Raw genomic sequence first — 19,788 nt, 5'->3', positions numbered from 1 at the left:
CCCTGCGACGGCCACGCGAACTTATGGACATATCTCATGCCCTCTCATTTTGCTGCGCTCAGCCAAGCGCAAATCGCTGCCTTCATTTCCGACGGCTTTGTCCGCATCGACAACGCCTTCCCCCGCAAACTCGCCGACCAGGGCCGCGCCATCCTGTGGCGGGACACCGGCTGCGACCCCAATGACCCGACCACCTGGACCAAACCGGTGATCCGGCTAGGCGGTTATTCCGACCTCCCCTTCCGCACCGCGGCCAACACGCCTCTCCTGCATGCCGCTTATGACCAGCTTGCCGGCAAAGACAGGTGGGTACCGCCGCAAGGTCTGGGGACGTTCCCGGTGCGCTTCCCCTCGCCTGATGATCCCGGCGATGCGGGCTGGCACGTCGATGTCAGCTTCGGCTGGCAGGAAAACCCGACCGATTTCCTGGCCTGGCGCGTTAATGTCAGCTCGAAAGATCGGGCCCTGCTGATGCTGTTCCTCTTCTCCGATGTCGCGGAATTGGACGCGCCAACCCGTATCCGGGTCGGCTCGCATCGCGACATTGCCCGCCAACTGGAACCCGCTGGGGAAGCCGGACTAAGCCTGCGCGAGCTGGCCGCCGACGGTTTTGCCGGCACGGCCCATTGCCCGGAAGTCCTGGCGACCGGACAAGCCGGCACGGTCTATCTGTGCCATCCATTCCTGGTCCACGCCGCCCAGCCGCACCGGGGAACGCGACCACGCTTCATGGCCCAGCCGCCACTCCAGCCCAGCGAACAGCTCTCGCTGGACCGGCCCGACGGCGCCTATTCCCCCGTCGAAACAGCCATCCGCCAGGCGCTCAACCGCGCCTGACACCCACCAGTAGACCTCATGGTGAGCCCGTCGAACCACGAGGTCGTGGCACCATCTCGCCACGACCTCGCCCTTCGACAAGCTCAGGGTGAGGTCTGCTGGGGAAACCGCCATTCCTCAGAGACAAAAATGACCAACTATTTCAAAGACGCCTTCAGCGGCATCCGGCTCGATGAGCAGGTGACCAATCCCAACATCATCGTGGGCCGCTACAGCTATTATTCCGGCTATTACCACGGCCATAGCTTTGATGATTGCGCCCGCTTCCTGATGACCACGCCCGGCGTCGACAAGCTGATCGTGGGCAGTTTCTGCTCCATCGGCTCGGGCGCCGCCTTCATCATGGCGGGCAATCAGGGCCATCGCTACGATTGGGTCAGCTCCTCCCCGTTCCACTACATGCCCGAAATCCCCGGCTTCGGCGCGGCAGCGGACGCCTTTGCCCCAGCCGGCGACACAATCATCGGCAATGACGTGTGGATCGGCACCGAAGCCATCATCATGCCCGGCATCACTATCGGGCATGGCGCCGTCATCGGCACAAGGGCGCTCGTCACCAAGGACGTCGAGCCCTACGCCATTGTCGGCGGCAATCCGGCCAAGCTGATCCGCAAGCGCTTCAGCGAGGACCACATTGCCATGCTGCTCGAAATGGCCTGGTGGGACTGGCCCCATGAGCAATTGCTCGCCGCAATGCCGCTGGTGACAAGCGACGATATCCCCGCGCTGCACGCCCATTGGCGCAATGTCGTCGCGCCTTTGGGGGATTGACGCCAAGCCCGCCGGGGACCCAATTTGGGTCCTCGGCATTTCCCCTTGGAGACATTATGCGGCTCATCTGCACCATCCTGCTGGCGGCCTCCATCGCCACACCAGCCCTGGCCCAGAGCACGGATTTCAACCCCTACCAGGCCGTGCTCGATCAAATGCCTCAGGCCGAGGCGGAGGCCCTGATCGAAGCGGCCTATGGCCCGGTCACGACCCGCCAGCCGGGCAATCCGGAAGTCGATGGCGATAGCGAGATGGTGTTCGCCGAGGGCAGTGGCCAGAATTTCAAGGTGTTTCTGTTCTGCGATGGCAAGCTCGCCTATGCGTCGGCACCAGTCACCGCGAAAGTCGCGATGCACATCCTGAACCCGATGACCAGATCACCGGATCTGGGCACCATCTACCCCACCGAAGACGGCGTCACCTTCTTGCTGCGCGATGGCGCCTTGAACGTCACCTATTGGGGCGTGGGCACCGATGCCAGCGGGGTGGGCGTCAGTTACCCAACCCACATATTGAACAATTACGAGGGCTGCAAAGGGGTCTCGAAGTAAGCGCCGCTTTCGCGGCGCCCCCGCCTTGCCGACTAGCGGAAAAATTCCGCCACTTCGGTCAGCGCACCTTCGATAGCCTCATCGTCGACATCGAGATGCGTCACCCAGCGCTGCTGACCATAGCGGCCGGTGGTCCCGATGCCGCGCTCAGCCAGAAACGTATTGAACCGCTCGCCCAGCTCCGCCTCGCAATTGAGGAAGATGATATTGGTATGCGGCTGGGTTACATTGAGCTGGTCAAACGCCGCCAGCCCCTCGGCCAGCCGCTTGGCCCGGCGATGATCATCGGCCAGCCGCGCCACATTATGCTCCAGCGCATAAAGCCCCGCTGCCGCCAGAATCCCCGACTGGCGCATGCCGCCGCCCAGCATTTTACGATTGCGCCGCGCCGTCTCGATCAGATCGCTCCGCCCGACCAACACTGATCCTACCGGCGCGCCCAAGCCCTTGGACAGGCAGATCGAAACCGTATCGAAATCCGCGACAAAATCCTTGATATCCAGGCTCAGCGCCACGCTGGCATTGAACGCCCGCGCCCCGTCAAGATGCAGCCCCAGCCCATGCCGCCGTGCCAGTTCGGCCACCGCCGCCATATACGCCACCGGCAGGATCTGCCCGCCATGGGTATTTTCCAGCGCAATCACCCGCGTCGTGGCAAAGTGGCTGTCATCCACCTTGATCGCCGCCTCGATATCACTGAGCGCCAGCGTGCCGTCAGGCTGATGCGCAATCGGCTGCGGCTGGATCGAGCCGAGCACGGCCGCGCCACCGGCTTCCCAGCGATAGCAATGCGCGTTCTGCCCGGCGATATATTCGTCGCCGCGCCCGCAATGGCTCATCAGCGCCAGCAAATTGGACTGCGTCCCCGACGGCACAAACAGCGCCGCGTCCTTGCCCAGCATGGCCGCCATACGCTGCTCGAGTCGGCTGACTGTGGGATCGTCACCAAACACATCATCGCCCACCTCGGCCTCAACCATGGCCGTCCGCATCGCAGCGGATGGCCTTGTGACAGTGTCGGAGCGGAAATCGTAGCGAATGGCGTTCATGCGGCAACCTCAATAGACTTCGCCATGAGGTCTATTGAGGCGCGGCTGGCTTGTCAGCCCCCTGCTCGTGCAACCCTGCCTGAATGGCATCCCATAGCGGATTGGGCTTGTAGGGCATGACGGGCGTCTGCCCCTTTTCCACGGCTTCCCAATATTTCCAGCCCAGCGCGTCGCTGCCCAGCTCGTAGTCGAACCCGTCATATTCATCCTCGCGGAACGAATAGAAGGCCCAGTGAATGTCATGCGCGTTGAGATTGGCCATCACGTCGGTCAGGTAATCAGCGCAGCCCTCATTGCGCCGCATGCAGCCAAATTCGGCGGCCACGATGCGATTGGCGGGGATGGCCTGCTTGTCCGCCCAGTCATAGACCGGCTGCAGGAAGGCATTGATTGTGCTGGCGTTCCAGGCCATCTCGCCCGTTCCGAACGGCACCGTGCCGGGATAGACGTAGCCCAGCTTGTCGCGGAAATTCTTGCCGGCGGTGAAATTGTACGGCTCGTACATGTGGAAGGCGTAGAGCACTTTGTCGTCGCTCAAGGCATCAGGCCAGCCGCTGAACGCCCCGGCATTGGCGTACCAGCCGGCATCGACCATGATCGGCGTATCGGGATCGACCGAGCGGATGGCGGCGATGACCATTTCGTAAAATGCCGGCAGGTCGCGCGCCGTGCCTTTGTTGTCCTCGACAAAGGCGATGTGGCTCGAAACATCGCCCGGCGCGGTGTTTTCGGCTGAACCCGTGCCGCGCTCCGGTGCCGGTTCATTGACGATATTATAGGCCAGCACGCCCGGATTATCCTTGAGCTCAGCGGCAAGATCGCGCCAGAAATCGGCCGCCTGCTGCCAATAGGCCTTATCCTCCCAGATGCGGCCATCGAACTTGTCGCCATTGTTCTGGCTCCAGCGCATGCCGGGCAGGCTGAGCGGCGTGATGACCATATCGACCCCGGAATCATAAGCCATTCCAAGCACTTGCTTTAATCGCGCCAAGTCCGGCTGCACCAGCCCGTCATAGTGATCGGCATCCCCGATCAGGAAGTCGCGCTCGGTGGCGTCCCATTTGTCATAGGCCAGGCGGCCCCATTGAATGCCGGCGGCATGCGCCTCGGCAAAGCGTTCGGCTAAAGGCTTGACAGAGAAGAAGTTACTGCCTTTGCGCTGGGTGTCCCAGAAGCCGATCGTGTCGCCCGCCAGCGCCGGAAAGCTGGCCAGGAACAATGCGAGTACGAGGCCCGCCTTTGCTGCAATTTTCATAAAAGTCCCGCTTGTTTTGCTGGCCGGGACACCAGGCCCCAAACGGGGCGCGACTATGGCGGGCTAGGCCGCAGCGACGCCGGAGACGACAAATTCGGCTACCATCTCGTCATCTAACGTTAGCAGACTGTTAACGTTGACGGGCTTGCGCGCTAAAATCAGGATACCCTCGATGGGCGCCCCCCGATCCTGCCGCAGCGTCGCCTTTTCAAACCGCAACACGTCGAGCCCCGCATCGAGCAAAGCCTGCCGCGTCGCCGCCACGCCATGGGCATAGCGCAGCGACGGGCGCAGAAACACCGCCTCCTCGCCGTCATGGGCTTCGAGCGAAAATGCCAGTAGCCCACCGGGCAACATGGCCGGCACCACGGCGGACAAAACCGGCGGCAGCGCGCCGCAATAGATGAACACATCGGCCGCGGTCACGAGATCCGCCTCGGCAGCCCGGCCCGCCAGGGCGGCGACCAGTTCGGCCTTGTCGAGGCGATCGTAAATGCCCTTCTTGCCGGTCTCGGCGATCATCGCGGCGCTGAGGTCGACGCCTTCGAGATAGGACACCTTGGCGCGCACTCGCTCGCCCATCAGTCCCGTGCCGCAGCCCAGATCGATGGCCAAAGCGAAACGCTCTATGCCCAGCCGCCCCATTTCCGCGACCAGCATGGCGTCGAGCAGGGCCGGCACCTGATAGCCCAGATTTTGCAACAGGGCGCTTTCAAAGCGCGGCGCATATTGGTCGAACAGCGCCTCGACATAGCTGACCGCGGTGCCTTCGCTGGCGCTAGCCGCGCCATGCGCCGCCAGTTTCAGGCCGGCACCGAACAGGCCATCATCGTCCAGCGCTTCAAGATGGCGCCAGGCCGAAATGGCGCCGGAAATATCGCCCGCCTTCTCGCTGTAATTGCCCAGCAATTCCCAGCCTGCCGCCCATTGGGGTGTCAACTCGAGCGCCTGGGCCATCAGATCGGCCGCGGCAGCATGATCCCCGCCCTCGGCTAGCATCTTGGCATAGCCGGCACGACGGTCGGCGATGACATCACCGGAAGAATGAAACGCCTTGGTCAAGACGAAGTGATCTCTGGAGGGCTACCGGTCCCGTTGGCCCGGCGAGCCGGGGATTTGCAGCAAATCCGGGCCGAAATCAAGCAGCTCTTTTGCACTGCATAGCTGGGGTGCGACCAACAGCGCGGTAGCCAATGCCTGCAATTGGCGTAGTATGCCTTGGTCCCAGTCGCATTGTTCGCATCCGATCGGCGACAGGATGCCTTTGGCCGCAGGCTCATCGCGTGTCCGCACCGGGTTCCCCAAGACCTGGCGCAAATACTTGACGGAATTCAGCTTTCCCCCGGCAAATCAGCAGATTGGCCAGGCGCTTTGTCATGTGTAAACAAATTATTGAACGCCGCTTTTTTTGGGGCTAAGCTCATCGGATCGAATATTGCGGCCGACCGATCTGATCCTGCGAATACCATTCGCGCATGCTGACGTCACTTTCCGATATTTCGATATCATCAAGTCCTGGTCATCATGACTGGGACCGTCTACCGCAGCGATTGCACGAGGGAAACGCGCATCATGGCAACCGGCACTGTAAAGTGGTTCAACGGCCAAAAGGGATATGGCTTCATTCAGCCGGACGAAGGCGGGGCGGACGTGTTCGTCCACATTTCCGCTGTCCAGCGCTCGGGCCTGAATGGCCTGGATGAAGGCCAGAAGGTCAATTACGAGATCGTCAAGGACAAGCGGACCGGCAAATCCGCCGCCGACAATCTGACCGCCTCCTGATCTAATCTAGCTTCAGCAAATCAATGAAGGGCGCGTCGAGGGGATGCGCCCTTTTTGTTTGTGGGGGTAGTGCTGCTGATCACGCCTCAGTAGACCTCATCCTGAGCCTGTCGAAGGACGAGGTCGTGGCACCCAAGCCTCCACTCGCGCGACCTCGTGGTTCGACAAGCTCACCATGAGGTCGCTCAGGCAGAGGGGCGACCTACACCCCTTCCGGCGCCACCCGGATCACCTGCCCATTACCTTCATCGGTCAGAGCATAGATCGCGCCATCAGGCCCCACCCGCACATCGCGAATGCGGCCCAGTTGCCCCTCGAACAGGGGCTCTTCACCGACGACCGTGTCGCCCTCCATGTCGAGCCGCACCATGACCTGACCGCTGAGGCCGCCGGTGATCAGGTCGCCCTGCCAGCCTTCGATCAGCTCGGCATCATAAAAGGTCAGGCCCGATGGCGAAATGGAGGGGTCCCAATAATGCAGCGGCTGCTCCAGCCCTTCCTGTTCAGTGCCCTCGCCAATCGGTGCGCCGGAATAGTCGACGCCATAGGTAATAACCGGCCAGCCATAATTGCGCCCCGCCCGCGGCATGTTGATTTCGTCGCCGCCGCGCGCGCCATGCTCAACGGTGAACAGCGCGCCATCGCTCTGGCGCAGCGTTGCGCCCTGCGGATTGCGATGCCCCTTGCTCCACAATTCGGCCGCCCAGCCCTCAAGCTTCGGATTGTCCGCCGGGATCGAGCCGTCCGGCGCAATCCGCACCACGGCACCGGCCAGGTCGGCCATGTCCTGCGCCCGTTTGGCCTCGCCCCGCTCTCCCAGCGTCACGAACAGATTGCCGTCCTGGCCGATGACGATGCGCGAACCATAGTGCCGGTCGGTGCCGGTGAACTTGTTCATGCGGAAAATCACATTCTGCTCGCTGAGCGAGCCGCTATCGCCCTCAAGCGCCAGCCTGGCCGAGAGCACTGCCGTGCCGTGCCCGCCTTCGCCCGCTTCGGAAAAGCTGAGATAAATCCGCCCGCTTTCGGCAAAGTCCGGCGCCAGCGCCACATCGAGCAAGCCGCCCTGCCCCCGCGCCACCACCTCAGGCACGCCTTCGATCGGCGCGCCCACTTCCCCATCCTGGCCCACCACGCGCAATTGCCCGCTGCGCTCGGTCACCAGCATGCGGCCATCGGGCAGGAACCCCATGGCCCAAGGATGCTCGAGCCCTTCGGCGATGACTGTCGCGGTCAGCGGCCCCGCCGACGTCTCGATGGTTTGTGCCGATGCAGGCGCCGCCAGCAGCAGGGCCAAAGCGGTGCCGGTCAAAACGGGCAGGCGAGAGGGAGAAAGATGGAACATCCTTGGGCCTTTCGTTTGCAAATGCGCTAAATCTTGAATGGGCATGTGGAGATAACCATCTTCATTATGCACACCCGCTTGACCGCAACGCGGCGGGCGGGCAATTTGAACCTATCTCCCCCAAAAACTTATCGTGATGCACACGCCGGGTTTGGCTGGGGAGTTTGACGTTTTTGCCGTGCCGAATGGAGGCGACGAATGGACAAGATCCCGATGACGGTCGGAGGCCACAAGGCTCTGACCGCCGAATATGAGCACCGTACTGCAACTGAGCGCCGTCGCATCATTGAGGCGATCGCCGAAGCACGCGCCCATGGGGACCTGTCGGAAAACGCCGAATATTCGGCCGCCAAGGAACAGCAGAGCCTCAATGAAGGCCGCATCCAGGAACTGGAATCGATTCTGGCCCTGGCCGACATTATCGATGTGACCAAGCTGTCGGGCGCCAGCGTGAAATTCGGCGCCACGGTGACCTTCCTCGATGAGGATACCGAAGAAGAAAAGACCTATCAGGTCGTGGGCGATCCCGAGGCCGACGCCACTGGCGGACGCGTATCGATTTCCTCGCCGATTGCCCGCGCCATGATCGGCAAGGAAGAAGGCGATTCGTTCGAAGTTTCGGCCCCCGGTGGGTCCCGTAGCTACGAGATCGTCAAGATCCAGTACATTTAAGACGTCCCGGCGCTCATTTCTTGGGCATTTGCCCAAGGCAGGCTGTGACATTTTAGTGCGATCCACAGCCGCGAGCGCCACAAAAGCGACTTAGCCTTGAAAGAGTACACCTTCGGCCATTAACCTAGGACCAATCGACATTCAGCTTTGGCTGGATGGCGGCTGGCCCAAAAGGGAGGGCCGAGGGCTACTCGCATTTGTTGGAGAGCGTTGCGATGCACGCGAAAGTCATCATCATCGGTTCCGGTCCAGCCGGCTACACCGCCGCGATCTACGCGGCGCGCGCCATGCTGGAGCCTGTGATGATTCAGGGTCTGCAGCCCGGTGGCCAGCTGACCATCACCACCGATGTCGAGAACTACCCCGGCTTTGCCGACGTCATCCAGGGCCCATGGCTCATGGACCAGATGAAGGCGCAGGCCGAGCATGTCGGCACGAAAATCGTCAACGACCTCATCGTCAATGTCGATTTCGACAAGCGCCCCTTCGTGCTGACAGGCGACAGCGGCGATATCTACACCGCCGATAGCCTGATCATCGCCACCGGCGCCCAGGCCAAATGGCTGGGCATTCCGTCCGAGCAGAAGTTCCAGGGCTTTGGCGTATCGGCTTGCGCCACCTGCGACGGCTTTTTCTACCGCAACAAGGAAGTGCTGGTGGTCGGCGGCGGTAATACCGCGGTCGAAGAAGCGCTGTTCCTCACCAATTTTGCGTCCAAGGTCATCGTTGTGCACCGCCGCAACGAATTCCGCGCCGAACGCATCCTGCAGGATCGCCTGTTCAAGAATCCCAAGATCGAAGTGCGCTGGAATACCGAGGTTGCCGAAGTCGGCGGCTCGTCCATGCCCACCTCGGTCAATACGGTCACCCTGCGCGACACCACGACCGGCCGCACTTATGAACAGCCGATCGACGGCATTTTCGTTGCCATCGGTCATGCCCCAGCAACGTCAATATTTGCCGGCAAGCTGGATATGAAGCCGGGCGGCTATTTGCAGGTGAAGGCCGGCACGACCGAAACCAATATTCCCGGCGTCTTTGCTGCCGGGGATGTCACGGACGATGTTTACCGTCAGGCAATCACTGCCGCAGGCATGGGTTGCATGGCAGCGCTTGAAGCAGAACGATACCTGGCTGAACACGAGCTCGCCGAAGCGGCGGAGTAGACTGACCGACGACCCAAATAGAAAGCGTCACAAGAAATGCTCGACTGGGACAAGCTCCGGATTTTCCACACCGCCGCCGAGTCGGGCAGTTTCACTCATGCCGCTGAAAAGCTCGGCATGAGCCAGTCCGCCGTCAGCCGCCAGATCTCGGCGCTGGAGGATGATCTGGGCCTCAAACTCTTCATCCGCCATGCGCGCGGGCTGGTGCTCACCGAAGTGGGCGAGCAATTGTTCCGCACCGCCCATCGCATGCATTGGGAGCTGCAGCAGGTCGAAACCCAGATGTCCGAAAGCCAGGACGTCCCCACCGGCCCGCTCATCGTCACCACCACTGTGGGTATCGGCTCGACCTGGCTATCCTCGCGGCTCGACGAATTCCTGAAGCTCTATCCGCTGATCCAGCTCGAAATCCGCCTCAACGATGCCGAGCTCGACCTGGCCATGCGCGAGGCCGACGTCGCCATCCGCCTACACCGGCCCAATCAGTCCGAGATGATCCAGCGCAAGCTGTTCACGGTGCACAACCACTTCTACGCCACCAATAGCTATATCGACGAATTCGGCATGCCCGCCACGGTCGACAACCTCGAAGACCATCGCATCATCAGCTTCGGCGAGCCGGTGCCGTCCTATCTGGGCGACATCAACTTCCTCGAACGCATGGGGCGCTCGGATTCGAGCCCCCGCCGCGCCGCGCTCAAGGTCAATTCGATCTATGGCATGCTGCAGGCCTGCCGCGCCGGCATCGGCATCGCCATGCTGCCCGATTATGTGACGGAGAAAGAAGACGGCCTGGTCCAGGTGCTGCCCGAGATCGAGCTGCCGGCCTATGAAGCCTATTTCGTCTATCCCCCCGCGCTGAAAAATTCCAAACGCGTCGGCGTGTTCCGCGATTTCCTCGTCGGCAAAGCCCGCGAGTGGAGCTTCTAGTTCAGTTCCGTTGTCTACCACTATGACGGACCACCACCGCGCTTTCCCTCGGGCTTGACCCGAGGGCCATTCGTCGCTTGTGCCGGGTTGAAAGTGGCCCTCGGGTCAAGCCCGAGGGAGGCGGTGATGGAATTGCGACGCCAGTTGGAGCGGAAAGCACCATGCCCCTCATCACCACCATCGCCTTCGATGCCGATGACACGCTCTGGCAGAACGAGCAGTTTTTCCGGCTGACCGAGCAGCGCTTTGCCGATCTGCTCAAGGACTATACCGACGCGCCCGATCTTAATGACCGCCTGATCAAGGCCGTCACGGCAAACCTGCAATATTACGGCTTCGGCATGAAGGGCTTTGCCCTGTCCATGGTGGAAACCGCGCTGGAGGTGACCGATCACCGCGTGCCCGGCACCGTGATTGCCGAAATCCTCGCCGCCGGGCGCGAATTGCTGACCTACCCGCTGCAGACCCTGCCCTATGTCGACCAGGTGCTCGGCCAATTGCAGGACAGCCATCGGCTCATCATCATCACCAAGGGCGACACGTTCGACCAGGAGCGCAAGCTGGCGGCCTCGGGCCTCGCCGATTATTTCGCCGCGGTCGAAATCGTCACCGACAAGAACCCCGCCACCTATGCCCGCATCTTCGAGCGCCATAGCGACGGGGCCGCCCGCACGCTGATGGTGGGCAATTCACTGCGCTCCGATATCCTGCCGCCGCTCGCCGCCGGGAGTTTCGCCGTCTATGTGCCGCATGCGCTGACGTGGTCCTATGAGCATGCCGATGAGCCGGAAGGAGAATCGCGCTATGCAAAAATCGAGCATATCGGCGAGCTGCCTGCCGCCATCGCCGCCTTCGAATCCAGCCATGGCTGAGCGGGCGTGCCTCTATAAAGGCATTTTCACCGCGAGCCTGCCTGCGACATACTGTACCGCGCCGGACTGCACTATTTGATTTCATTGATATTTCGGCGCCAGCATGCTCAGCGTGCATGGCTGGCATGATGCCTGCCTAATTGTTGAGCGCGGTGCCGCCTCTTATATGAGCGTCATCACAGCGGCGCTTCCCTCCTCCCTTGCGCGCTGCTGCGTTCCCTCCTGGCGGGATTTATCCCGCTACCTGTGGCTTCGCTCTCCCCTCGAGCGAGGCCACTTTTGTTTTTGCCTGCAGCTTTTGCATGGCTGACATGTCAGCTTTCGTATTGCCGACTAGTTCAGTAGAGTTCATATAGAACACGTCGCTGAGGCGCGCTCCGAATCCTCCTCCCTCGGACCCCGTATCGCGACACCGAACCTGAGCCGTATCCTCCTCCCTCGGCAAAGGTTCAACGGTAGAGCGCATATCCTCCTCCCTTGCTCTCTACCCCACTTCAGATTTGGCTTCGGCCCGGTCATCGGCCCCATCTTCGGATGGGGCCTTTTTTTTTCGCTGTGCCCGCCGTCATGCATAGCTCCGCTGCCCAAAGAATGGACAACTTGTCGCAGTGCCTAATGCATGGCTGACATGTTGAGAGGGCCATTGCTGACCGAACGGTCAAATTCTATATGTGTACTCGTCGCTGGAAACGCCGCTCCGTATCCTCCTCCCTCGGACCCGCGTTTAGGCGACACCGGATCTAGGCCGTATCCTCCTCCCTCGGCTTGGGTCCACCCGGTTTGGTGCATATCCTCCTCCCTTGCACCGGACCATTACTTACGATTTGGCTTCGGCCCTATCATCAGGCCCCATCTTCGGATGGGGCCCTTTTTTTGTTCTGAGGTACGTGACTGCAAAGGGCCTCGGCTCTTTCGCCTCCCTCCCCCTTGAGGGGAGGGATTGAGGGAGGGGGTCGTTCAGTGGCCACGAAACGACCCCCACCCCGGCCCTCCCCTCAAGGGGGAGGGAGGGCAAGAACCGAGAGCACGGCCCCAATTCCCCGCCGCGCATGGCTGACCTTCCCATTGAGCGTTTGTTCCCCCGCGCCACATAGTCGATAACGGCCTTAGGTTTTCCGCTTCGGCAGAAAGCCCTTGGCCTCGCCCATCCCCTCGGGCGGGGCCTTTTACTTTCCAGGCCGGACAATTCTGCCGCTACAAGGCAAATTCTGCCGCCCCGAAGCGGGCCTGCCCTCCTAACCTCTTGAAACCATTGAGCCGCCAAGCGGCACAGCGCTTGCATCGCGCTTCTGGCAAAGCCAGGAGAACGCCCATGGTTGCCGTCAGCACTGCCTATAGCGCCAACACCTATTATTCTGTCGCGGCAAGCCAAACGGCCAATGCAAAAACCACTGGCACGGCCAGCCCCGCCGCGAGCACGGCAACAGATGCCGCCGCCACCTCGGTCACCCTCTCCGACGCTGCCAAGGCCGCGCTGGCCGCCAAGGACTTTGCCACCGTACTGGCCGAGGCCCGCGCCAAGCTCAATGCGCTGCTGACCGAAGCGGGCCGCACCAATCCGCTGGAAAAGGACAAGCTGGCGCTCGATCTGTCGAGCCTCGATGCCCGCGAACTCTACGCGATGGCCAGCGACGACAGCTTCACCAGCGACGAGCAGAAGGCGGCCGGGCTCGAAATGCAGCGCCGGCTCGAAGCCGCTTTGGCCGGCCCTGCCGCCGTCGCCAAGGTCACTGGCAATTACCAGGGCCTCTACAAGGCCGCCGCCGAATATCTCGATAGCCTGGGCGCCGAGGAAAAAGCCGCTCCCGACTGGATCGCCGCCCGCGCCGCCGTCACCGAAGGCCTCAAGCAGCTCCAGACCGATCCCAAGAAACTGCCCGATGCCGGCGAGGACGATCCCGTCGCCATCTACCTGGCGCTGCTCAAGGCCGGCGAAACCACGACCCCGCGCCCCATTACCGATGTGGCCACTTCCGCCCGCAGCACGCTCGACGCGCTCTATGCCGATGCTACCGCCGCGGGCAAGGCGCCCACCTTCAACAAGAACACGACTGTCGGCACCTATATCGACCTGTCCAAATTCGATAGCCGCACGCTGTCCTCCATCGTGCTGGACACGTCAGGCAAATTCACCGCCGAGGAAACCCGCGCCGCCGACCAGGCCCTGCGCGCCAAGAGCGGAGCGGCCCTGGTCGCCGGCTTCCAGAACGCCGCCAAGTCCAGCGACCCCACCGCCTTCAGCCAGAATATCATCTCGATCTATTCCGCAATGAGCCCCGAAGAACGCCAAGCCGCCGGCTGGAGCGAAGACTTCTACAAGGCCGCTCTGGGTAGCTACCAATCGACCTCCCAACTGGTCAAAATGTTCGCCGATGCCGGGGGGACGAGCACGAGCTTTTTGGGGCTGTTGGGACAGTAGGGGCGGGTGCACTGAGCCTTCCGGGTTGTGCCCGCAAACCCATGCCACCGCTTTACCTCGCGCGCGGAGGGTTGGCCCAATGCACCGGGTGGGGCGTTCCAGGGAATCCAGTCACCGCCTAACTTCCCACCCCACAATGTCATTCCCGCGAAAGCGGGAACCTCCGTTTACGATGCCCGACCAAGAAAACAGAGGTCCCCGCTTTCGCGGGGATGACACGGTGGGTGAAGTGATCTGGTTGGGAAAATGGCCTTCAGCATGGATTCCGGCCTGCGCCGGAATGACATTGTGGTTGGTTGCGACGCTGGGGCGGGCCCCTAGTGGATCCCCGCACAGAACTCCTGGATCCGCCGCACCGCTTCTTCCAGCTCGGCATTGCTTGCCGCATAGCTCAGGCGGAAATGGCCGGGCAGGCCGAAGGCGGTGCCGTGCACCAGCGCCACGCCGGTTTCTTCCAGCAGGGCCATGACGAAATCCTCGTCACTGGTCAGCAGTTTGCCGCCGGCGCTGGTTTTGCCCAATAGCCGCTTGCACGAGGGGAACACGTAGAAGGCGCCTTCGGGCACGAGGCAATCGAGGCCGGTATTGGCGTTGAGGCCGGCCACGACGAGGTCGCGGCGCGCCTGAAAGGCTTGCCGCCACTCGACCAAAAAGTCCTGCGGGCCGTTCAGCGCTTCGACCGCCGCCCATTGCGAGATGGAGCTGGGATTGGTCGTCGACTGGCCCTGCAGCTTGGTCATGGCCGCCAGTAGCGGGCGCGGCCCGGTGCAATAGCCGATGCGCCAGCCGGTCATGGCGTGCGACTTGCTCACCCCGTTCATGGTCAGTGTGCGGGGCTGCAAAGCCGGCTCGACCTGGGCAATGGTGGCGAAAACCCCGCCGTCATAGACCAACACCTCATAGATATCGTCGGTGAGGATATGCACATGCGGATGGCGCAGCAGCACCTCCGCCAGCCCCTTGAGCTCGGCTGCCGAATAGGCGGCGCCCGTGGGATTGGACGGCGTATTGAGGATCAGCCACTTGGTCCTGGGCGTGATCGCGGCTTCCAGCACTTCGGGCCTCAGCTTGAAGCCGGTCGTGTCATCGGCCACGGCGAACACCGGCTCGGCGCCGCACAGCCGCACGATTTCGGGATAACTGACCCAATAGGGCACGGGCACGACGACTTCATCGCCCGGATTGAGCGTCGCCATCAGGGCATTGAAAATGATCTGCTTGCCGCCCGAGGAGACGAAGCAATCGGCCGCCGTCACATCGAGCCCATTGTCGCGGCGGAACTTGGCCGCCACCGCTTCCTTGAGCTCGGCAATGCCGTCCACATTGGTATAGCGCGTCTTGCCCTCGTCCATGGCCCTGATCGCGGCCTGGCGCACATTGAGCGGGGTGTTGAAATCGGGCTCGCCCGCCGAGAGCGCGATGATGTCGCGCCCTTCTTCGGCCATGACCCGGGCTTTCTGGCTGATCGCCACCGTCGCCGAGGGGGCCACCCGCGCCAGTGCATCAGACAAGAACGCCATTTCATCTCTCCCGGGGAAATACCGGGCAAACTGATATTGCCTCGCGCGTGCCGGGGCAACTGGCTTGATGGCTTATTTCGCCGGTGGCGGCGCCGTGGATTCCCGCAAGACCAGCTCGGTCGGCAGCACCCGCCGGCCCTCGACCTGGGTGTCGCCCAAAGCCGCATCCACCGCCAGCCGCGCAATTTCGTGCATGGGCTGGGCCATGGTGGTCAGCTTGGGCGTGGCGAGGGCGGCTTCGGGCACGCCGTCAAAGCCGATCACCGATACATCGCCCGGCACATTCCGGCCGGAGCGGAACAGCCAATCCACGGCATACATGGCGATCTTGTCCGACATGGCGAGGATGGCCGTTGGCGGCTCGGGAGCGGCAAAGATCTGCGCCATGGCCGCGTGGGTGCTGGCCTCGTCTTCCAGCGTGCCGTAGATCGGCACGGAATGCGGATCCATGCCTACGGCCTGCAGCGCCTGCCAATAGCCCAAAGCGCGGTCGCGCGAGGTGGAATACCAGGCCTGCCGCACCTGCGCCTCGTCGGCCCGCCCGGCCTGGCCGTCGCGCAGCATGGTGGAGAGGATTGCCAGGCGACGATGCCCCAGCCCCAGCATATGCTCGGCCGCAAGGCGCGCGCCGTTGAAATTGTCGACCCCGATAGCCGGGATCGATTGATCATCCGCCCCGATCGCCAGCGCCACATAGGGCAATTGGCGTTGCCGGGTGATATCGACCAGCCGCTCCCCGCCTTCGACGCACAGCAGAATGAAGCCATCGACCAACGCCGAGCCGATATTCCAGGCCAGGCGTTCGTCATTGCGCGCCGACACCAGCGCCACCCCGGCGCCGCGGTCGTCACAGATATTGGAAATCTCCGCCATCAGCTGGCGCGCCCACAGGTCCTCGAAGAAATAGCTCAGCGGCTCGATGGCGGCGACGCCCACCGCATTGACCTTGCCTGCCCGCAGCAGGCGCCCGGTAATGCTGGGGCCGCCATAGCCCAGCTCCTTGGCCACCGCATGCACCCGCTCGCGCACTTCCTCGCGAACGATTTCGGGCCGGCTGAACACATTGGACGCAGTGCCCTGCGACACGCCGGCCGCCTTGGCCACATCCCTCAGCCTGATTTTTTCCGGAACCTGCCTGGCCAAAAGCCTCGCCTTTCATTGTTATCTCATTGACTAGCATCAATTTTGGATCGGTTCAATTTTTGCTTGACTCTGCTATTGCGAAGACCTAGTTTTGAACCGGTTCAACGCATTTCCATGTCGACGGATTGAATCGGTTCAATTCGCTATTCGCATCAGGAGGAAAAAATGATCCCTGCCAGCTATCTGTTCAAGCAAGCCTATCATCAGCAGTGGGAAGCCGCCGAGCCGGAGGTGACGCCAGTCACAGCCGAACCGCGCGGTGGCATGACCATTCCCCTGCGTCAGATCATCGCCTTGGCCGCTCGCGCGCTGGATAATCTACGGCAAAAGCCGCTGGGCACCGCGGCCCGTCACCACTAAATGCCGATGCCGGGCTGTTTGCGCAGCACGACACCGGCTACGCGCCAGCCGATATCGGGCTCGTTGCGCATTTGGTAAAATGCCTCGTAGAGGCTGCCATCCTCGCCCACCAGTTGCACGACCTGCGTCACTGATGTCTCGCTCAGCCGGGTCGATGGCCCGAAACTATGCGACCGCGACTCCACGATCGGCCCATAGCCTGTGGCGACAATGGCGGCGAGAAACACCTCGGGATCGGAAAATTGCTGGCGGAAGCCGGCACCCGCAAAGCCCAGCGCCGCCTCCCCGTCTCCGGCGCGAAACGCCTGGATCTGTCCGCTGACCACCGCCTGCCAGGCTTGCTCTTCGGTCTGCGCCTGGGCCGGCAGTATAAGGGTCAGCAGCATAAAAGCCAAAGCCAGAACCACGCGCATGTCAGCCTCCCCGGCAGCGGCGGCGCCACACTTCTGCCGCCAAATGGTACGCCACGCGTCGCATTCGGCCCCAACTCGAACCGCATTCGCGTGGCTTTATGCAATCGTCGCAACGAACATACGACGTCGATCCCATGCACAAATCTACGTCCGCCAAGCGGAAAAGTTTCAAGCTCTATGCCATCGCCTCGTCGGCCACCCTGGCTCTCGGCGCGGCTGGTGCCTTGGTTGCTGGCGTCACACCGGCAAGCGCGGCGAGCTTGGCTCACCAGGTTGACCCGCAGATCGCGGCCTTCATGGTGCCGCTGACCATTCTGCTGTTTGCGATCCTCTATGAAGCCGGCCGCATTGCCCTGCGCGGCAATCTGCCCGTCGAAGCCCCTGCGCATCGCACGGCGCGCCGCTACTGGTCCCCCGGCCGCGGCGAAGGCTGACTTCTAGCACTCCTGATCTCCCAAAGATTCCCTGACCAAAATCCGACTGGACCGGCCTTGTGCCGGTCCATTTTCGTTGCGGCCATGTTCGACCAACCGACTATTGCCCTTGCCGGCCGGCGGGATCACACTCCTTGGTGAGGAGGACTGAACCATGCTGGTTGATACGATACTGCAGAACAAGGGTACTCTGGTTTATACCCTGCCCGAAACGGACACGCTCGCCGACGCGGTCGCCATGCTCAACGCGCACAATATCGGCGCGGTCGTCATCACGCATAAGGACGGCACCATTGCCGGCATTCTATCGGAGCGCGACGTGGTGCGTCGCCTGGGCGATGGCGCAGCTTCGGCATTGAGCCTCACCATTGCCGAATGCATGACCCGCTCGGTCCACACCACCAGCCGCCAGGCCCATATCGACGACATCATGGAGCGCATGACCATTTCGCGCGTCCGCCACATGCCGGTTACCGAAGGCAAGACGCTGATCGGCATCGTCTCGATCGGCGACGTGGTGAAGCTCAAGATCGAACAGATCGAGCGGGAAGCCGAGGAATTGCGGGAATATATCGCGTCGTGAGCTGAGAGCCGCGATTCCTGCTTTTCGCATACGCGAAAAAGCTGACCTCCCTCCCCACAAGGGGGAGGGAATTGGATCGGGGATCGCCCACCTATTCCGCCATGGCATGCGCCCGCTCGAGCGCTTTTTCTTCTTCGGTCAGCGGCTTGTCGGGCTTCTTTGGCCCGCGTAGCAGCAGGATCAGCGGCACGGCGCCCAGGCTGAGCAGCAGCATCAGCCAGAAGTCGTCGAGATAGGCCAGCATGGCCGATTGCTGGGTGACCAGGCTATTGACGATCGACACCGTCACCGGATTGCCGGTGAGCAAGGCCGGCATCTGGTTCATCACGTTCTGCGAGGTCGCGGTGATCCGCTCGGCCAGTTCGGCATGGTTGACCTGCATCATATTGGCCAGCACCGCCGTCACCAGCGAAATGCCCACGCCCTGCCCCATATTGCGCACCAGCGCGAACATCGACGTCGCGTCGGCCCGGAACCGGGGAGCGATGGTGGCAAAGGCCAGCGTCTGCAGCGGCACGAACAGGAAGCCCATGCCAAAGCCCTGGATACAGCCGGTGATGATCACGGGCCAATAATCCATCTGCAGGTTGAAGCTGGTCATGCCATAGAGCGAATAGGCCATGCAGGCGATGCCGAACAGCATCAGGATGCGCGCATCCACCCGGCCGATCAGCCGCCCCACCACCACCATCGAGAGCAGCGTCGCCACCCCGCGCGGCGCCATGATGACGCTCGACAGCAGCACCGGATAGCCCATCAGGCTCTGCAGCAGCGGCGGCAAGAGCGCCAGGCCCGAGAACAGGGTGATGCCCACGATGAACATCAGGGCCGAGCCCAGCGCGAAATTGCGATCCTTGAACAGGCGCAGGTCGATGAACGGGTTCTCCGCCGTCAGGCAATGCACCACGAAGACCCAGAGGCCGGTGATCACCAGGCCCAGTTCGATCCAGGTTTCGGTGGCGGTGAACCAGGCATTGTCGGCGCCCCGGTCGAGCATCAATTGCAACGCGCCGACGCCCAGCGCCAGCATGCCGAAGCCGAAGAAATCAAAGCGCCGCTGTCGTATTTCAGTCTCCGGCATGAAGGCAACCAGCATGGCCACCGCCATCCCGCCCACCGGCAGGTTGATCAAAAACACCCAGCGCCAGTCAAAGCTCTCGGTCAGCCAGCCGCCCAGCGTCGGCCCGATGATCGGCGCGACCATGATGCCCATGCCATAGACGGCCATGGCCTGGCCAATGCGTTCCTTGGGATTGATATTGAGCAGCACGGTCTGGGCCAAAGGCGCGATCACCGCGCCGAAAATGCCCTGCATGATGCGGAACAGCACCATTTCGGGCAGGCTGCTGGCAATGCCGCACAAAGCCGAGGCCACGGTAAAACCGATCACCGCGATCAGGAACAGCCGCTTCTGCCCGACGCGGTCGCTCACCCAGCCGGTCAGCGGCGTCGCAATGGCGGCAGCCACGATATAGGAGGTGAGAACCCAGGTGATTTCGTTCTGCGCCGCGCCCAGCGAGGCTGCCATATGCGGCAGCGCCACATTGGCGATCGTGGTGTCGAGCACCTGCATGATGGTCGCCAGCATCAGGGCTCCGGTGAGGAGCCCCTTATGCTTGACGACCAATGCGGGTGCGGAAACGGCTTGAACCGGAGCTTTGGCCATATCGGCCTCCAAACGTCTAG

Annotated in this window: 20 protein-coding genes; 12 read left to right on the top strand and 8 right to left on the bottom strand. The window is 62.2% G+C overall.

Going from position 1 to position 19,788, the window contains the following annotated elements:
* The first annotated feature begins 36 nt into the window (after positions 1–36).
* The 3 genes from N8A98_RS15325 (at position 37) to N8A98_RS15315 (ending at position 2,159) form a co-directional block, all read left to right on the top strand.
* Positions 37–837, top strand: coding sequence for a phytanoyl-CoA dioxygenase family protein (locus N8A98_RS15325; RefSeq protein WP_262166550.1), 801 nt, complete (start codon positions 37–39; stop codon positions 835–837).
* Between the two features lie 129 nt (positions 838–966).
* On the top strand, positions 967–1,608 hold the full coding sequence (gene catB, locus N8A98_RS15320; protein ID WP_262166549.1) for a type B chloramphenicol O-acetyltransferase: 642 nt from the start codon (positions 967–969) through the stop codon (positions 1,606–1,608).
* Between the two features lie 56 nt (positions 1,609–1,664).
* The gene (locus tag N8A98_RS15315) at positions 1,665–2,159 is read left to right on the top strand and encodes a hypothetical protein (protein WP_262166547.1); all 495 of its coding nucleotides are present in this window, start codon (positions 1,665–1,667) and stop codon (positions 2,157–2,159) included.
* Positions 2,160–2,191: 32 nt separating this feature from the next.
* On the opposite strand, the gene ltaE is transcribed toward N8A98_RS15315, so the two are convergent.
* From ltaE to N8A98_RS15300, 3 genes are all read right to left on the bottom strand, one after another.
* Positions 2,192–3,208 (bottom strand): low-specificity L-threonine aldolase, encoded by a 1,017-nt coding sequence (gene ltaE, locus N8A98_RS15310; protein ID WP_262166546.1) that lies wholly within the window; start codon positions 3,206–3,208, stop codon positions 2,192–2,194.
* 31 nt (positions 3,209–3,239) lie between these two features.
* Positions 3,240–4,463 carry a glycoside hydrolase family 5 protein gene (locus N8A98_RS15305; RefSeq protein WP_262166545.1) on the bottom strand — a complete coding sequence of 408 codons (1,224 nt, stop codon included), beginning with the start codon at positions 4,461–4,463 and terminating at the stop codon, positions 3,240–3,242.
* A 63-nt stretch (positions 4,464–4,526) separates the two neighbouring features.
* Positions 4,527–5,525: a class I SAM-dependent DNA methyltransferase gene (locus tag N8A98_RS15300; protein WP_262166544.1), complete on the bottom strand. Its 999-nt coding sequence runs from the start codon at positions 5,523–5,525 to the stop codon at positions 4,527–4,529.
* A 510-nt stretch (positions 5,526–6,035) separates the two neighbouring features.
* Between N8A98_RS15300 and N8A98_RS15295 the strand changes: the two genes are divergently transcribed.
* A complete protein-coding gene (locus tag N8A98_RS15295; RefSeq protein ID WP_086470158.1) occupies positions 6,036–6,245 on the top strand; it encodes a cold-shock protein in 210 nt (69 codons plus the stop codon).
* A 202-nt stretch (positions 6,246–6,447) separates the two neighbouring features.
* Here the strand turns inward: N8A98_RS15295 and N8A98_RS15290 are convergent, their stop codons facing one another.
* Positions 6,448–7,590: a PQQ-dependent sugar dehydrogenase gene (locus N8A98_RS15290; protein ID WP_262166538.1), complete on the bottom strand. Its 1,143-nt coding sequence runs from the start codon at positions 7,588–7,590 to the stop codon at positions 6,448–6,450.
* Between the two features lie 198 nt (positions 7,591–7,788).
* Here N8A98_RS15290 and greA point away from each other — a divergent pair, with 198 nt between their 5' ends.
* The 5 genes from greA (at position 7,789) to N8A98_RS15265 (ending at position 13,649) form a co-directional block, all read left to right on the top strand.
* The gene (gene greA / locus N8A98_RS15285) at positions 7,789–8,262 is read left to right on the top strand and encodes a transcription elongation factor GreA (RefSeq protein ID WP_113122318.1); all 474 of its coding nucleotides are present in this window, start codon (positions 7,789–7,791) and stop codon (positions 8,260–8,262) included.
* A gap of 215 nt (positions 8,263–8,477) precedes the next feature.
* On the top strand, positions 8,478–9,428 hold the full coding sequence (gene trxB / locus N8A98_RS15280; protein WP_113122317.1) for a thioredoxin-disulfide reductase: 951 nt from the start codon (positions 8,478–8,480) through the stop codon (positions 9,426–9,428).
* A 36-nt stretch (positions 9,429–9,464) separates the two neighbouring features.
* Positions 9,465–10,358 carry a LysR family transcriptional regulator gene (locus tag N8A98_RS15275; RefSeq protein WP_113122316.1) on the top strand — a complete coding sequence of 298 codons (894 nt, stop codon included), beginning with the start codon at positions 9,465–9,467 and terminating at the stop codon, positions 10,356–10,358.
* A 161-nt stretch (positions 10,359–10,519) separates the two neighbouring features.
* Positions 10,520–11,230, top strand: coding sequence for an HAD family hydrolase (locus tag N8A98_RS15270; RefSeq protein ID WP_262166535.1), 711 nt, complete (start codon positions 10,520–10,522; stop codon positions 11,228–11,230).
* 1,312 nt (positions 11,231–12,542) lie between these two features.
* Positions 12,543–13,649, top strand: coding sequence for a hypothetical protein (locus N8A98_RS15265; protein WP_262166533.1), 1,107 nt, complete (start codon positions 12,543–12,545; stop codon positions 13,647–13,649).
* A gap of 317 nt (positions 13,650–13,966) precedes the next feature.
* Here the strand turns inward: N8A98_RS15265 and N8A98_RS15260 are convergent, their stop codons facing one another.
* Together N8A98_RS15260 and N8A98_RS15255 are read right to left on the bottom strand one after the other, a co-directional pair.
* Positions 13,967–15,169, bottom strand: coding sequence for a pyridoxal phosphate-dependent aminotransferase (locus N8A98_RS15260; protein ID WP_262166532.1), 1,203 nt, complete (start codon positions 15,167–15,169; stop codon positions 13,967–13,969).
* Between the two features lie 72 nt (positions 15,170–15,241).
* Positions 15,242–16,312 carry a LacI family DNA-binding transcriptional regulator gene (locus N8A98_RS15255; protein ID WP_262166530.1) on the bottom strand — a complete coding sequence of 357 codons (1,071 nt, stop codon included), beginning with the start codon at positions 16,310–16,312 and terminating at the stop codon, positions 15,242–15,244.
* Positions 16,313–16,477: 165 nt separating this feature from the next.
* Between N8A98_RS15255 and N8A98_RS15250 the strand changes: the two genes are divergently transcribed.
* A complete protein-coding gene (locus tag N8A98_RS15250; protein WP_262166528.1) occupies positions 16,478–16,672 on the top strand; it encodes a hypothetical protein in 195 nt (64 codons plus the stop codon).
* Here the strand turns inward: N8A98_RS15250 and N8A98_RS15245 are convergent.
* Positions 16,669–17,085, bottom strand: coding sequence for a DUF4864 domain-containing protein (locus N8A98_RS15245; RefSeq protein WP_262166526.1), 417 nt, complete (start codon positions 17,083–17,085; stop codon positions 16,669–16,671). The genes N8A98_RS15250 and N8A98_RS15245 overlap by 4 nt on opposite strands.
* A gap of 134 nt (positions 17,086–17,219) precedes the next feature.
* Here N8A98_RS15245 and N8A98_RS15240 point away from each other — a divergent pair, with 134 nt between their 5' ends.
* Both N8A98_RS15240 and N8A98_RS15235 read left to right on the top strand, forming a co-directional pair.
* Positions 17,220–17,519, top strand: coding sequence for a hypothetical protein (locus N8A98_RS15240; RefSeq protein ID WP_113122309.1), 300 nt, complete (start codon positions 17,220–17,222; stop codon positions 17,517–17,519).
* A gap of 154 nt (positions 17,520–17,673) precedes the next feature.
* Positions 17,674–18,102: a CBS domain-containing protein gene (locus tag N8A98_RS15235; RefSeq protein ID WP_262166524.1), complete on the top strand. Its 429-nt coding sequence runs from the start codon at positions 17,674–17,676 to the stop codon at positions 18,100–18,102.
* A gap of 91 nt (positions 18,103–18,193) precedes the next feature.
* On the opposite strand, the gene N8A98_RS15230 is transcribed toward N8A98_RS15235, so the two are convergent.
* Entirely contained in the window at positions 18,194–19,768 is a 1,575-nt protein-coding gene (locus N8A98_RS15230) for a DHA2 family efflux MFS transporter permease subunit (RefSeq protein ID WP_113122307.1), read from the bottom strand.
* Positions 19,769–19,788 lie beyond the last annotated feature (20 nt).

The organism is Devosia neptuniae (assembly GCF_025452235.1).
Classification (GTDB): domain Bacteria; phylum Pseudomonadota; class Alphaproteobacteria; order Rhizobiales; family Devosiaceae; genus Devosia.
Note: the sequence above shows the minus strand (reverse complement) of the source record. Positions and strands in the feature narration are given on the sequence as shown.

What these genes read in the sequence shown, in the direction of transcription:
- N8A98_RS15235 (WP_262166524.1), top strand. Translation starts at nt 17,674, where the DNA reads ATGCTGGTTGATACGATACTGCAGAACAAGGGTACTCTGGTTTATACC.
- trxB (WP_113122317.1), top strand. Translation starts at nt 8,478, where the DNA reads ATGCACGCGAAAGTCATCATCATCGGTTCCGGTCCAGCCGGCTACACC.
- N8A98_RS15230 (WP_113122307.1), bottom strand. Translation starts at nt 19,768, where the DNA reads ATGGCCAAAGCTCCGGTTCAAGCCGTTTCCGCACCCGCATTGGTCGTC.
- N8A98_RS15305 (WP_262166545.1), bottom strand. Translation starts at nt 4,463, where the DNA reads ATGAAAATTGCAGCAAAGGCGGGCCTCGTACTCGCATTGTTCCTGGCC.
- N8A98_RS15290 (WP_262166538.1), bottom strand. Translation starts at nt 7,590, where the DNA reads ATGTTCCATCTTTCTCCCTCTCGCCTGCCCGTTTTGACCGGCACCGCT.
- N8A98_RS15315 (WP_262166547.1), top strand. Translation starts at nt 1,665, where the DNA reads ATGCGGCTCATCTGCACCATCCTGCTGGCGGCCTCCATCGCCACACCA.
- N8A98_RS15260 (WP_262166532.1), bottom strand. Translation starts at nt 15,169, where the DNA reads ATGGCGTTCTTGTCTGATGCACTGGCGCGGGTGGCCCCCTCGGCGACG.
- ltaE (WP_262166546.1), bottom strand. Translation starts at nt 3,208, where the DNA reads ATGAACGCCATTCGCTACGATTTCCGCTCCGACACTGTCACAAGGCCA.
- N8A98_RS15240 (WP_113122309.1), top strand. Translation starts at nt 17,220, where the DNA reads ATGCACAAATCTACGTCCGCCAAGCGGAAAAGTTTCAAGCTCTATGCC.
- N8A98_RS15265 (WP_262166533.1), top strand. Translation starts at nt 12,543, where the DNA reads ATGGTTGCCGTCAGCACTGCCTATAGCGCCAACACCTATTATTCTGTC.
- N8A98_RS15270 (WP_262166535.1), top strand. Translation starts at nt 10,520, where the DNA reads ATGCCCCTCATCACCACCATCGCCTTCGATGCCGATGACACGCTCTGG.
- N8A98_RS15325 (WP_262166550.1), top strand. Translation starts at nt 37, where the DNA reads ATGCCCTCTCATTTTGCTGCGCTCAGCCAAGCGCAAATCGCTGCCTTC.
- N8A98_RS15250 (WP_262166528.1), top strand. Translation starts at nt 16,478, where the DNA reads ATGATCCCTGCCAGCTATCTGTTCAAGCAAGCCTATCATCAGCAGTGG.
- N8A98_RS15245 (WP_262166526.1), bottom strand. Translation starts at nt 17,085, where the DNA reads ATGCGCGTGGTTCTGGCTTTGGCTTTTATGCTGCTGACCCTTATACTG.
- N8A98_RS15295 (WP_086470158.1), top strand. Translation starts at nt 6,036, where the DNA reads ATGGCAACCGGCACTGTAAAGTGGTTCAACGGCCAAAAGGGATATGGC.
- catB (WP_262166549.1), top strand. Translation starts at nt 967, where the DNA reads ATGACCAACTATTTCAAAGACGCCTTCAGCGGCATCCGGCTCGATGAG.
- greA (WP_113122318.1), top strand. Translation starts at nt 7,789, where the DNA reads ATGGACAAGATCCCGATGACGGTCGGAGGCCACAAGGCTCTGACCGCC.
- N8A98_RS15275 (WP_113122316.1), top strand. Translation starts at nt 9,465, where the DNA reads ATGCTCGACTGGGACAAGCTCCGGATTTTCCACACCGCCGCCGAGTCG.